Genomic DNA, 12232 nt, shown 5'->3' with positions numbered 1-12232 from the left:
AGCGAGCCCTCTACCGCCGTACGGCGGGCTCGCTCACATCACCCGCCGTACGGCAGCCTCGTTCACCGACGACGACGGCGGCGGCGGCTTCTCGGCGCGGCCTCCTCGTCGGGAGCGGAACCCTCCGCCCCCTGCTCCGCCGCCGTACGGGGAGTCTCCTCGGCGGCCGCATCGCCGGACTCGCCGGTGTCCGCGGCTCCGGCCGCCCCCGGCTCGCTGCTCGTCAGGTCCTCACCGGCGCTGCCGGGAAGATCCCCGGGCACATCGTCCGGTGGGATCGCCCCGGGCGCGGGCCCCTCGATCACGTCCGGCACCTCCGGTACGACCGCTTCCGGCGGAAGCTCCGCGTCCCGGAGGGCCGTCGCCCCCGGCGCCTCGACGCCTGAACCGGCGCCCTCCGTCAGGGACTTGGGCTCCACGTCGCCGAGTGCCCCGGTACCGGCGGCCTCGCCCGCCTTCGCCCCGGCCCCCTCGGCCCCCTCGACCTCCTTGGCTCCCTTAGCGCCCTTGACCCGCTTACGGCCCTTGCCGTCACGGGTGCCGCCGTCCGCGGTGCCCTCGCGGGGCCCCTCCAGGAAGCGCAGCAGCTCCACGGGGAAGGGCAGGACCAGCGTGGAGTTCTTCTCCGTGGCGACGGACGCGACCGTCTGGAGCAGCCGTAGCTGCAACGCCGCGGGTGTCTCCGACATCTGCTCGGCGGCCTGGGCGAGCTTCTTGGACGCCTCCAGCTCCGCGTCCGCGTTGATCACACGGGCCCGCCTGTCGCGCTGTGCCTCCGCCTGCCGGGCCATGGAGCGCTTCATCGTCTCCGGCAGCGACACGTCCTTGATCTCGACCCGGTCGACCGTCACGCCCCACTCCACCGCGGGGCTGTCGATCATCAACTCAAGGCCCTGGTTGAGCTTTTCGCGGTCGGAGAGCAGGTCGTCGAGTTCGCTCTTGCCGATGATCGACCGGAGCGAGGTCTGCGCCATCTGCGAGACCGCGAAGCGGTAGTCCTCGACGCGGATGATCGCGTCTGCGGGCTGTACGACCTTGAAGTAGACGACGGCGTCCACGCGGACGGTCACGTTGTCCCGGGTGATGCCCTCCTGGGCCGGCACCGGCAGCGTGATGATCTGCATGTTGACCTTCTGCAACCGGTCGACTCCGGGCACGATCATCGTGAACCCCGGCTCCTTGATCCCGGACTGGAGCCGTCCCAGCCGGAAGACCAGGCCCCGTTCGTACTGCCTGACCACGCGTGCGGCTGCCATCGCGTAGACGACGGCCGCGATCACGAGCCCTACGATCACCTCGACGACCATCACGGCCTCCTGTACTGCCGTACAAGCCCGGCATTTCAGGGAGAGAACCACTTTCAAAGGTAGCTCCGCGGCGACTCGTGGTCGAGACTTGCCGCAGGCCCCTGCCCGGCGGCGCTCCCACCGGTATCGCCGCCCCGCACGACAGTCCGCGGTCACAACCCCGCGCCCGCCCGCACACACCTCCGACCGGCACCGAAAGTGACCGGTCACCAACGGAGCGCAGCCGGACCGAAGTTGCCCCGGTTTCTTTGGAAACAGGGCTGTACAACGTTTACCTCAACGTTGTAATAAAGGTCCCGCCACTCCCCTCCCCCATCGACTCGCACAGCCGGGCACGAACCCCGGGAGGACCCATGCGCAAACACACCCGTGAAGGCACTCCCCGCTGCGGGACGGCCTCCCGCCGGGTGCGCGGGCTGCGCCGCTCCGGCCTCGTTCTCGTCACCGGTCTCGCCGTCTCGCTGAGCGCCTGCACGGGTCAGGGCGCGAGCGGCAGCAGCTCCGACGACGAGGGCTCCGCCGGCGGCAAGGTCACGCTCACCTTCTGGAACGGACTGACAGGCGGCGACCGGGCGACCATCGACAAGCTGATCGGCGAGTTCAACGACTCGCAGAAGAAGGTGAAGGTCAAGTCCGTCCCCATGCCGTGGGACGTCTTCTACCAGAAGCTGCTGACAAGCGTCAGCTCCGGCAACGGCCCCGACATCGTCGCCATGGACGCCGGGCAGATGCCCAAGTACGCCGACAAGGGCGTGCTCCAGCCCCTCGACGACTTCTACAGCTCGAAGAAGCACATGGACACCTCGAAGCTGGTGCCCGCCGCGGTGAACACCTCCGAGTTCGAGGGCAAGAACTACGGCGTGCCGCTCAACATGGCGACGCTGATGCTGTTCTGGAACAAGACGATGTTCAAGGACGCGGGCCTCGACCCGGAGAAGCCGCCGAAGACCTGCGCCGAGTTCGCGAAGATGGCGCCGAAGCTGACCAAGGACACCGACGGCGACGGCAAACCCGACCAGTACGCGATCGCCCTCGCCGACCACGAGACGATCCCGATGTATCCGGTGCTGCTGTGGCAGGGCGGCGCCGACGTCGTCAGCAGGGACGGCAAGAAGGCCACCCTGGACGACCCGAAGGCCCTCAAGACCCTCAAGTACTGGGTGAAGCAGGTGCGTTCGGAGCACATCTCGCCCGTCGGACTCAGCGGAGCCAAGGCCGACAAGCTCTTCCAGACGAAGAAGGCGGCCATGGAGATCGTCGGCCCCTGGGTGACGACGCAGTTCTCCGAGGCGGGCGTGAAGTACGGCGTCACGCGCCCGTTCAGCGGCCCCGGCGGCCGGCAGACGTTCAGCAGCATCACGTCGTTCGGCGTCAGCGCCAAGGCGAGCCCCGGCAAGAAGAACGCCGCGTACCGGTTCTTCTCCTTCTGGAACAGCAAGGAGTCGCAGGTGAAGCTCGCCGAGGGCACGGGCTTCCCGCCGGACCGCACCGACGTCTCCCCCGGCGACCTGAAGGGCAACCCGGACTCGGCCGCCTTCGGCGCCAAGGACGTCACAGAAAGCGCACGGCCGTATCTGCCGGGGCTGGTCAACGGACCGACGATCGCCGACCAGATCTTCTACCCCGCGCTGCAACGCGCCCTCGACGGCAAGCAGGACGTCGAGTCCGTCTTCAAGAAGGCGGACGCCCAGGTGCAGGCGCAGCTCGACAAGCAGAAGTGACCGGGCGGAAGTCGGCATCCGCGCAGGGCACGCGGGCGCCCGAGGCCCGCGTGCCCGCAGGAGGGAGGTGACCGTGTGACCACGCCCGCCACAGCACAGCCGGGCGCGGCGGAGCCGGGCGCCGCGCGGCGCGGCGCCACGCAGCGGGGCGGCGCCACGCAGCGGGGCGGCGCTGCCACCGCGCGCACCGCGGGCGCCTGGCGTCCCCTGCGTTCCCGCCGCACCCAGCGCGGACGGCAGACCCGTGCGGCCTGGCTCTTCCTCGCGCCGAGCCTCACCGCGCTGGCGGTCTTCGTCGTATGGCCGATGTTCCAGGCCGCCTACCTGTCGTTCACGGACTACAACCTGATGCAGGCGGCGTCCTGGGTCGGCCTGGAGAACTACCGGCGGCTCCTCGACGATCCGGAAGCCTGGAACGCCCTGGAGAACACCCTCGTCTACGCGGCCGTCAGCACACCGGTGAGCGTGGTGCTGGCGCTCGCGCTGGCCTTGTTCCTCAATCGTTCGATGGCGCTGCGCGGCTTTCTCCGTACGGCCGTCTTCCTGCCGTTCGTGGTGTCGCTGGGCGTCGTCTCCATCGCGTGGGCGTTCCTGCTGGACGCCGACATCGGGCTGCTCGCCCACTGGCTGTCGGGCGTAGGAGTCACAACGCAGCAGGGCTGGCTGGAGGATCCGTCGTATGCGATGCCGGCCGTGATCGCCGTCGGCGTATGGAAGAACCTCGGCTTCTACATGGTCATGTATCTCGCCGGGCTACAGGGCATTCCGCCCGAACTGCACGACGCCGCACGCGTGGACGGGGCGAGCGCCTGGCAGCGGCTGCGCCGGGTCACCTGGCCGCTGCTGGCCAACCAGACGATGCTCATCACGATCATGGCGGCGATCGGCACGCTCCAGGCGTTCGACCAGATCTATGTGATGACGCACGGCGGTCCCTTCTTCCAGACGGAGACGCTGGTGGTCTTCACATACCGGATGGGCTTCGAGCGCAACGAGTTCGGCTACGCGGCGGCCGTCTCCTGGGTGCTGCTCGTGCTCGTGTTCGCGCTGTCGATGCTTCAGTTCGGCTACTTCCGCAGGCGGGCGGTGACGCTGTGACCCAGACCGCGCGGACTCCCCGCACACCCCCGAGGTCACCGGACTCCCGGAAGTCCAAGGGCGCGGCGAAGGCCCGTCCGTCCAGGGGCATCGATCTCGCCCTGGTGTGGCGCGTGACGACCGCCCTCGCGGCCGTCGTGATCGCGCTGGCCGTGCTGCTGCCCCTGATCTGGATGGTGCTGGCGTCGCTGAGGCCCGAGCAGGACATCGTCTCCGCACCGCCGACGCTGTGGCCGCGCTCGTTCACTCTGGAGCACTACGCGGACATCTGGCAGGAGCTGCCCTTCGCGACGCTCTACCGCAACACGATCGTCTTCGCCGGGACCGTCACCGTCGTCTCGCTGCTCTTCGACTCGATGGCCGCCTACGCCCTGGCGAGGCTCCGGTTCCGCGGTCGCGAGGCGGTGTTCGTGATCGTGCTGATCATGCTGATGCTGCCGTTCCAGATCACGCTCGTCCCGCTGTACGACCTGCTCAACAACCTCGGTCTGGTCAACAGCTTCACGGGCATGATCGTGCCGCGCGCCACCAACGCGTTCGGCATCTTCTTCCTCCGGCAGTTCTTCCTCTCGCTGCCGAAGGACCTGGAGGAGGCCGCACGCGTCGACGGCGCCTCGGAGTGGCGGATCTACTGGCGCGTGGTGCTGCCGCTCGCGCGGCCCGCGCTGCTGACGCTGGGTCTGTTCCACTTCCAGTTCAACTGGAACGACCTGCTGTGGCCGCTGATCATGACCTCCGACACCAGCCGGGCCACCCTGCCCGCGGGGCTGTCGCTGTTCATGGGTCAGCACGTCACCCAGTACGGGCTGCTGCTGGCCGGAGCGGTGCTCTCGCTGCTGCCGGTGATCGTGCTGTTCCTGCTGATACAGCGCAGCTTCGTGCAGGGCATCGCGACGACGGGCCTCAAGTGAGCCGGGGAAGGCGGGAGTCGTGACAGGGCGACGCTGGTACGAAGACGGCCGGTTCCGCTTCGCCGTCGGCATCGAGGACACGTTCGTACCGCAGGAGGCGCACGGGCACCGCAAGCTCGACGAGTACGAACTCACCCAGCACTACGCCCAGTGGCGCGAGGACCTCGACCGCGCAGCCGACGCCGGAGCCGAGATGATCCGCTGGGGCATCCCCTGGTATCTGGTGGAACCGGAGCCGGGTCACTTCCGCTGGGAGTGGCTGGATCAGGTCGTGGAGCATCTGGACCGGCTCGGCCTGCGCTGCGTCGTGGACCTGATGCACTACGGGACGCCGCTGTGGCTGGACAACCAGTTCCTCAACTCGGCCTATCCGGAAAGGGTCTCGGCGTACGCGGCCGCCGTCGCCGAACGCTACCGCGGCAGCCTGACGGACTGGACGCCCCTCAACGAGCCCGTCATCAACGCCGTCTACTGCGGCGAGCAGGGAAGCTGGCCGCCCTATCTGCACGGCGACGACGGCTTCGTGAAGATCCTCGTACGGCTGGCGCGGGGCATGGTACTCACCCAGCGGCGGATCGCCGAGGTGCAGCCGGAGGCGGTGTTCGTGCACGTCGACGCCGGATTCAGATGGGCGGGCGGGCTGAGTCCGGCGCGCCTTCGGCACCTTGAGGAGCGGCGCTTCCTCGGCCTGGACCTCGTGCTGGGCCGCGTCGGCGAGGACCATCCGATGTACGGATACCTCGTTCAACACGGCGCCACCGACGACGAGTTGGGGTGGCTGCGGGCGAACGCCGTGACGCCCGACGTGATCGGCGTGAACTACTACCCGGCCTTCACCACCGTCGGCCACGACCCGGAGACGGGTGCACCGCGGCCCGTCGAGGCGGGCACCGAGGGCCTGGCGGATCTGCTCCACGCCTACGCCGCCCGCTACGACCGGCCGTTGATGGTCACGGAGACCAGCCGCGGCGGCCCCGCCGCCGAACGGCTCGGCTGGCTGGAGGAGAGCGTCGCGGCAGTGCGCGCGCTGCGCGCGGACGGCACGGACCTCGTGGGCTACACCTGGTTCCCCTTCTTCGCGCTCGTCGACTGGCTCTACCGGAACGACCACGAGCCGCCGGACCGCTGGCTGGTGCAGATGGGCCTCTACGACCTGAGCCGCGACGCGGGCAACACCCTGCGCCGCGTCCCGACGCCGCTGGTCGACCGCTTCCGCCAACTGGCCCGCGGGGAAGGCGAGTAGGCCGTCGACGCCCCGTGGCGCGCCGGGGGCGGCGCCCGTCGGGCGAACGGTGACGCCGCTCGACGGGCCCGCCCCGCGGGCCGGCCGTGCCGTACTTCCGGACCTCCGGCCCGCTTCCCGGGAGCATTCCTCGCTCGGTCCGCGGTCACGGCCGCCGATCGGCCGCGGGCCCGCTGCCGACCCTGCCAACCCGCGGCAGCTCGCGGTCACTTCGCGATCATCACCGCCAGCGACCGCCCGTCCAGCTTGTACTCGGCGCCCTCGCCGCCCGCCTCCGGCTCCGACCCCGGTTCGGCGACCTGGTCGGCGCCCTCGAAGCCCGCACCCGTGTCCGTGACGCGGTGCCACTTCCTGCCCTCACCCGGCGAGGGCAGCGTGAAGTCCACCGCGTCCGCGGACCCGTTGTAGGCGATGTACAGGCCGTCCGCCGGGTCGTCGGACTCCGTGCCGTCGAGGCGCCAGGCCAGCGCGTGGTTGGACGCCCCGTTCCAGTACGCCTCGTCGGGGGCCTTGCCCGCCGGGGTGAACCAGTCGAGCCCGCCCATGCCGTCCCCGTCACCGTCGCCTCCCGTGCCGAACTCCGCCGGGCGCAGCGCCGGATGGGCCTTGCGGAACTCCAGCAGCCGGTGCGCGTACGTACGGAACGTGCGCTGGTCGGCGCCGGGTTCGTGGTCCAGCCAGTTGGCCTCGTTGTCCAGGTTGTACGGGTTGTTGTTGCAGCGTGTGCCGCGCAGGGCCTCGTCGCCGCCGGTCATCATCGGAGTGCCCGCCGAGAGCATCAGGAACGCGAACCCGTTGCGGGCCGCCTGCCGTTGGGCCTGCTGCGTACCGCCCTGGTCCCACGAGATGTTGTCGTCGGAGCCGCCGTCGGACGGCCCGTACGGCCAGGGCTGGTCGTTGTCCTTGTCGTTGCAGGCGTAGAGGTCGCCCAGGGTGAACCCGTCGTGCGCGACCATGAAGTTCACCGAGTTGAAGGGCTTCCTGCCGTCGTCGCCGTAGAGGTCGGAGGAGCCCGCGAAGCGCGTGGCGAGCTGCTTGGGCGTCACCTCGTCGACTCCCAGCTTGTTCTGGTCGGTTCGCAGGGTGTCGCGGTACTTGCCGTTCCATTCCGACCAGCCCTTGGGGAAGTTGCCGATCTGGTAGGTGCCGTCGCCGAGCGCCCAGGGCTCGGCGATCCAGTCGGTGCCCTCGCCGCCTTCGGGCCCGCGCGGCGGCATCTCCTCGGTGATGCGGTGCAGAGCGGTCTTCGGGTCGGTGTCGCTGTATTCGAAGCAGCCGTGCTCGCAGGTGTTTCCGAGAACGGGAGCGAGGTCGTGCCGGAATCCGTCGACGCCGAGGACGTCCTTCCAGTAGGAGAGGGAGTCGACGATGAGGTTCTGCGCGATGGGGTTGCGGGTGTTGAAGTTGCCGCCGACACCCGTGTTGTCCATGGGTTTCTGGCGGTCGTCGGTCAGCGAGTAGTACGAGGGGTTGTCCAGGCCGCGGAACGAGTGGATGCCGTAGGTGTCCTTGTCCCCCTCGTTCCAGGGACCGCCCTCGCCGGTGTGGTTGTAGACGACGTCGGCGATGACCTTGATCCCGGCGTCGTGGTACGCCTTGACCATCGCGCGGAACTCCCGTGTGGGGCCGCCGGGTGAGTCGTCCGCGGCGTAACGCCGGTCGGGGGCGAAGAAGTTGTCGGTGACGTAGCCCCAGTAGTTGTCGTCCGCCGAGGTGTCGGGGTCGGCGTCGTTGGCGTCGTTCTGCGACTCCTGCATGGGCAGGAACTCCACCGCGGTGACGCCCAGTTCGGCCAGTTCCTCCGCCTTGGCGGCCGCACCCGCGTAGGTGCCGCGCTTGTCCGCGGGCACGTCGGGGTCGTTCTTCGTCAGGCCGCGCAGATGCACCTCGTAGACGATGTCGTCCTTGAGGGCGCGCCGGGGCTTCTCGCCCGTGCCTCCCCCGGAGCCTTCGGCCTGGGTGGGGGTCCCACCGGCGGAGCGAGGGGGAGTGCCCCCGCTGCCGGTCGCGGCGGGGAGCACGATGCCCTTGGGCGCCTGCGGCCCGCTGTCCTCGCTGCGGTGCTTCGGCCCCGAGCCGTAGACGCCCTTGTCGGTCATGCCCTCGCGCAGCGGGTCGTGGCTCACCTCACGTGCGTACGGGTCGAGCAGCAGCTTGTTCGGGTTGAAGCGGTTGCCTTCGGCGTCGACGTCGGAGACGAAGCCCGCCTCGGAACCCTCCGTCCAGTCCTCGTCGTAGGGCCAGTTGGGGCCCCATGCGCGGTAGCCGTAGTAGACGGTGCCTTCGATGCCGTACTTCTCCCGCAGTTCGGCGGTGCTGACCTTCACCGCCCAAGTGCCCCCCGAATCGGGCTCCTCGGCGAGCGGCAGGGTGCCTCGGTCGTCGGCTCCGGCGGGCTTGTCGTAGAGCGCCACGGCCATCCTCGTGGCGGCCGAGGAGCGGACGCGGAAGGTGATGTTCTCGCCGCTGTCGTCGTAGTGGGCGCCGAGGGCGGCTTCCGCGCGCTGAGCGCCGTGAGCGCTCTGTGCGGGCGGCAGCAGCCCCGACACGGAGGCGAGCAGGGCGAGTACGAGTGCGAGGACGCCCGCGAGGGCGGCCCCCGTGAGCGCCCCGGTCCGGGAGGGGCGGGCGGCTCCCGGCCGGTGCAGTGTGATGCGCGTACGCACGACGGCTCCTTCACATCGCTTGGGAAGGACCGCACGCGCCTGCGGCCGTACATGGGTCCCCGATCGCCTTGTACGGGCGGGGACTTGGCGGGACTTGAAGGGAACGTAACGGCGAGGCGCATGCCTGTAAAGACTTGCCGCATCCTTCAGGAAGACCTTGCAGGCCGTATCGTCCCAACTTCGGCCGCCGGGCGGCATGTTGAGGTGTGAGGTATGTATCGCCGTGGGTGACGACGCACCGCCCTTCACGACTTCTTCACAGCACCGTTTCATAACTGTCCCGCATCGGTGTTCGAGGCAATGGAAGGCTTCGCAACGGCCGATCACCCTTCGGCCGGTGCCGTGCTGCGACCCCCACATTGCGCTCACGGCGCCACACCTCGGGGAGAGGACGCCAACGTGGACTTCATACGTTCCGCAGCGCGCCGCAGAACGCTCGGCGCACTCGCCGGCACCGCGCTCATCGCCGCCGTCGTACAGATTCCCGCCTCCGCGGGCACGGCCACCGCACCGGACAAGAGCAGCGCACGCTCCGCCGACCAGTCCGTCTTCAGCGCCGCCGAAGACGACGACTACTACAAGGACGCGGAAGGCAAGACCGGCGAAGAGCTGAAGAAGGCTCTGCACGGCATCATCAGCAAGGACGTCAAGACGCTCTCGTACGACGAGGTCTGGGACGCGCTGAAGGAGACCGACAAGGACCCGGACAACGCGGGCAACGTCATCCTGCTCTACAGCGGCAAGTCGGAATCCGCCGACAACAGCGGCGGCGGCGAGGACCAGTGGAACCGCGAGCACGTCTGGGCCAAGTCCCACGGCGACTTCGGGACCTCCCCCGGCCCCGGTACGGACGTGCACCACCTGCGCCCGACGAACGTCAAGGTCAACAGCATCCGCAGCAGCAAGGACTTCGACAAGGGCGGCGAGGAGGTCGAGGGCGCGCCGGGCAACTTCACCGACGACGACTCCTTCGAGCCGCGCGACGAGGTCAAGGGTGACGTGGCCCGCATGATCCTCTACATGGACGTGCGCTACGAGGGCGACGACGAGTTCCCGGACCTGGAGGCCAACGACGAGGTCGGCAACGGCTCCAAGCCCAACATCGGCAAGCTGTCGGTGCTGAAGCAGTGGAGCGACGAGGACCCGCCGGACAAGTTCGAGGAGAACCGCAACCAGGTCATCTTCGACAAGTTCCAGCACAACAGGAACCCGTTCGTCGACCACCCGGAGTGGGTCAAGGAGATCTACAAGTAACGGGCGCGGGCGGGGCGTTCGAACGCTCCCGCCCTTCGCTCCCCACACCGTGACGACAGCGCTGTGCCCTCGTCCCGCCGCCGCGGGACGAGGGCACAGTCACGGGGTGGTCCCGCCGGCCTGCTGTGTCGGACAGCCGGGCTGTCAGTACTTCTTCGGCCGGTAGGCGTCGTAGTCGTCGTTGCCCAGGCCGTAGCTGCGCACGCTGTGGTCGGTGCCGTAGCTGCCGCGCTGCTCGTAGGCGTTGTACTTGCTGTGCGCCGAGTTGGCCCACGACTCGAAGATCACGACGTGGCGGGTGGTGTTGCTGCCGTTCGCGTCGATGACCAGGTCGCCCTTCTGAAGCTGCGACATCTTGATCTTGTTGGTGAACTGCGAGGACGCCAGGCCCACGGTGTTCGTGCCCGGCTTGCCGTACTGGAGCGCCATGCTCACGTAGCCCGAGCAGTCCGTCCGGTACCCCTGGAACGTCTTGCTCTGGCTGTAGGGGACCTGGTGGCCGTCGACGGCGGTCAGCCAGGTCTTGGCACGCTTGATGACGGTGTCGCGGCTGATGGCCTTGGTGCCGGCGTCCGCCTTCGTCGCGTTGGCGCTCGTCTTGGAGGAGGCGGCCGGAGCGTCGCCGGCCGTCGCCAGGGGAGCGAGGGAGCCGAGTACGGCAGCACCCGCGACGATGGGCAGTGCGATGCGCATCTTGCGGTTCATATGTTTCCCCGTGCTTCGTGGAATTCCCTTGCGGGCTGACAGTCGGGCGGTCGGCACCGGAATCACGAACGGGGGTCGGATCGAGAGGTCCCTCGGAGGTTTCGTCCCGTCTCGATTCACGGGGTGCGTCACCCGACGACCGGGACACTAGAAGCCATGAAGTGAACGCGTCAAGATTTCCCCGGGCAACGGTCGACACCGATGACGAATGTCAGGAATCCAATTCGCAGTTGGCCGCCCAAACATGTGACGGGCGCTCAACTCACGCCTGTGACCTGCGACTACGCAGCCATCGCAGCAGCATTCCAAGGAGTGCCGCATTGATCACGGCCGCCGCCGCCAAAAGGATCACGGAAATAGGAAGCATCGCCGCGGAAGGCAGCAGAAAACCGATGGCGCCCGCCAGAAGCACGACGAGAAAACTCGTCGGCAGCGTCGCGAAAATCGGCCACACTCCCGCGAACGACGGGCCTTCGTCGTTCGAGAAAAGCGCATCGCCGACTGTCCACAGCAACAGCGCGGCGCACACCGTCAAATAGCCGCGCGACAGCCAGTTGTCAGTCGCCGCCGACAGAGTCCGCTTCCAGGCGCTGCGGTCCCGCATGCTCGCCTTCCCCATGGCAGTCGCGAGGCGTTCCGGTCGATCCAACACCCGTGTGGTTTCCCGCGCATGAGTACGCGTACTCAGATACGCCGGCCCATGTCCCGACGAACTCGCCGGAGCGCCCCGGCATGCGGTCGGCGCGGCCCGCCACGGGTGTCAGTCGCCCGCCGCCGCGGCCCGTACCGCCTCGTCGAGGCTGTCGTGCACCGTGAGGACGCCCGACAGGCCCGTCACGTCGAACAGCCGCTCAACGAAGGGCTGTAGCGGCCCGCACAGATGCAGGCGCGTACGAGTGTGGGTGCGCAGCAGCAGATTGAGGGCCGAGGAGTCCGCGAAGCTCACCCGCGAGAGGTCGACCACGACGCTGCCGCCGCCCGCCGCGAGCGCCCCGTCGAGCACGGGGCCGATCTCCTGCACGGTGTCGAGGTCCAGTTCACCGGCGAGGACCAGCACTTCCACGCCCCGCTCGCTCCGCCGTGAGACCACGTACGGCACACCCTCGGCCGACCCGTCCATCTGGTCGTCCACCGGACCGTCCGTCCGGTCCCTCGCCGGACCGTCCGCCGGCTCTTCGGCCCGCTCGCCGTGCCGCCCTTGTGCCGGGGGCTCACCCGTCGCGTCGTCACCGGTCGTCACAGCGTTCACCATGTCACACGCCACCGTGTACGCCGCTCAACCGGCGCGGCCCGCCCCCTACATCGGGGACGCGCCCGGCCCGCCGCT

The 12232-nt window shown here is 69.0% G+C and carries 10 protein-coding genes; 5 read left to right on the top strand and 5 right to left on the bottom strand.

What is annotated here, in order from left to right; genetic code table 11:
- Window positions 1-62: 62 nt before the first annotated feature.
- Window positions 63-1307 (bottom strand): slipin family protein, encoded by a 1245-nt coding sequence (locus MMA15_RS19810; protein ID WP_241061482.1) that lies wholly within the window; start codon window positions 1305-1307, stop codon window positions 63-65.
- A 353-nt stretch (window positions 1308-1660) separates the two neighbouring features.
- Here MMA15_RS19810 and MMA15_RS19805 point away from each other — a divergent pair, with 353 nt between their 5' ends.
- The 4 genes from MMA15_RS19805 (at window position 1661) to MMA15_RS19790 (ending at window position 6280) form a co-directional block, all read left to right on the top strand.
- Window positions 1661-3028, top strand: coding sequence for an ABC transporter substrate-binding protein (locus tag MMA15_RS19805; RefSeq protein WP_241061481.1), 1368 nt, complete (start codon window positions 1661-1663; stop codon window positions 3026-3028).
- 75 nt (window positions 3029-3103) lie between these two features.
- Window positions 3104-4126 (top strand): carbohydrate ABC transporter permease, encoded by a 1023-nt coding sequence (locus MMA15_RS19800; RefSeq protein ID WP_241061480.1) that lies wholly within the window; start codon window positions 3104-3106, stop codon window positions 4124-4126.
- Window positions 4123-5037, top strand: a complete 915-nt coding sequence (locus MMA15_RS19795) for a carbohydrate ABC transporter permease (RefSeq protein ID WP_241061479.1) — start codon at window positions 4123-4125, stop codon at window positions 5035-5037. Before MMA15_RS19800 ends, MMA15_RS19795 begins: the two co-directional genes overlap by 4 nt.
- 19 nt (window positions 5038-5056) lie before the next feature.
- Entirely contained in the window at window positions 5057-6280 is a 1224-nt protein-coding gene (locus tag MMA15_RS19790) for a family 1 glycosylhydrolase (RefSeq protein WP_241061478.1), read from the top strand.
- Window positions 6281-6486: 206 nt separating this feature from the next.
- Here the strand turns inward: MMA15_RS19790 and MMA15_RS19785 are convergent, their stop codons facing one another.
- Window positions 6487-8946 (bottom strand): isoamylase, encoded by a 2460-nt coding sequence (locus MMA15_RS19785; protein WP_241061477.1) that lies wholly within the window; start codon window positions 8944-8946, stop codon window positions 6487-6489.
- Window positions 8947-9345: 399 nt separating this feature from the next.
- Between MMA15_RS19785 and MMA15_RS19780 the strand changes: the two genes are divergently transcribed.
- Window positions 9346-10200, top strand: coding sequence for an endonuclease I family protein (locus MMA15_RS19780; RefSeq protein ID WP_372498273.1), 855 nt, complete (start codon window positions 9346-9348; stop codon window positions 10198-10200).
- A 144-nt stretch (window positions 10201-10344) separates the two neighbouring features.
- Here the strand turns inward: MMA15_RS19780 and MMA15_RS19775 are convergent, their stop codons facing one another.
- The 3 genes from MMA15_RS19775 to MMA15_RS19765 form a co-directional block, all read right to left on the bottom strand.
- Window positions 10345-10893: an NlpC/P60 family protein gene (locus tag MMA15_RS19775; RefSeq protein ID WP_241061476.1), complete on the bottom strand. Its 549-nt coding sequence runs from the start codon at window positions 10891-10893 to the stop codon at window positions 10345-10347.
- A 274-nt stretch (window positions 10894-11167) separates the two neighbouring features.
- Entirely contained in the window at window positions 11168-11509 is a 342-nt protein-coding gene (locus MMA15_RS19770; RefSeq protein WP_241061475.1) for an SCO4225 family membrane protein, read from the bottom strand.
- A 156-nt stretch (window positions 11510-11665) separates the two neighbouring features.
- Window positions 11666-12157, bottom strand: coding sequence for an STAS domain-containing protein (locus MMA15_RS19765; protein ID WP_241061474.1), 492 nt, complete (start codon window positions 12155-12157; stop codon window positions 11666-11668).
- Between the last annotated feature and the right edge of the window lie 75 nt (window positions 12158-12232).

Origin of the sequence: Streptomyces marispadix (assembly GCF_022524345.1) — a bacterium.
GTDB lineage: Bacteria > Actinomycetota > Actinomycetes > Streptomycetales > Streptomycetaceae > Streptomyces > Streptomyces marispadix.
The sequence above is the reverse complement of the archived record's forward strand: the minus strand, read 5'-3'. Positions and strand labels throughout refer to the sequence as shown.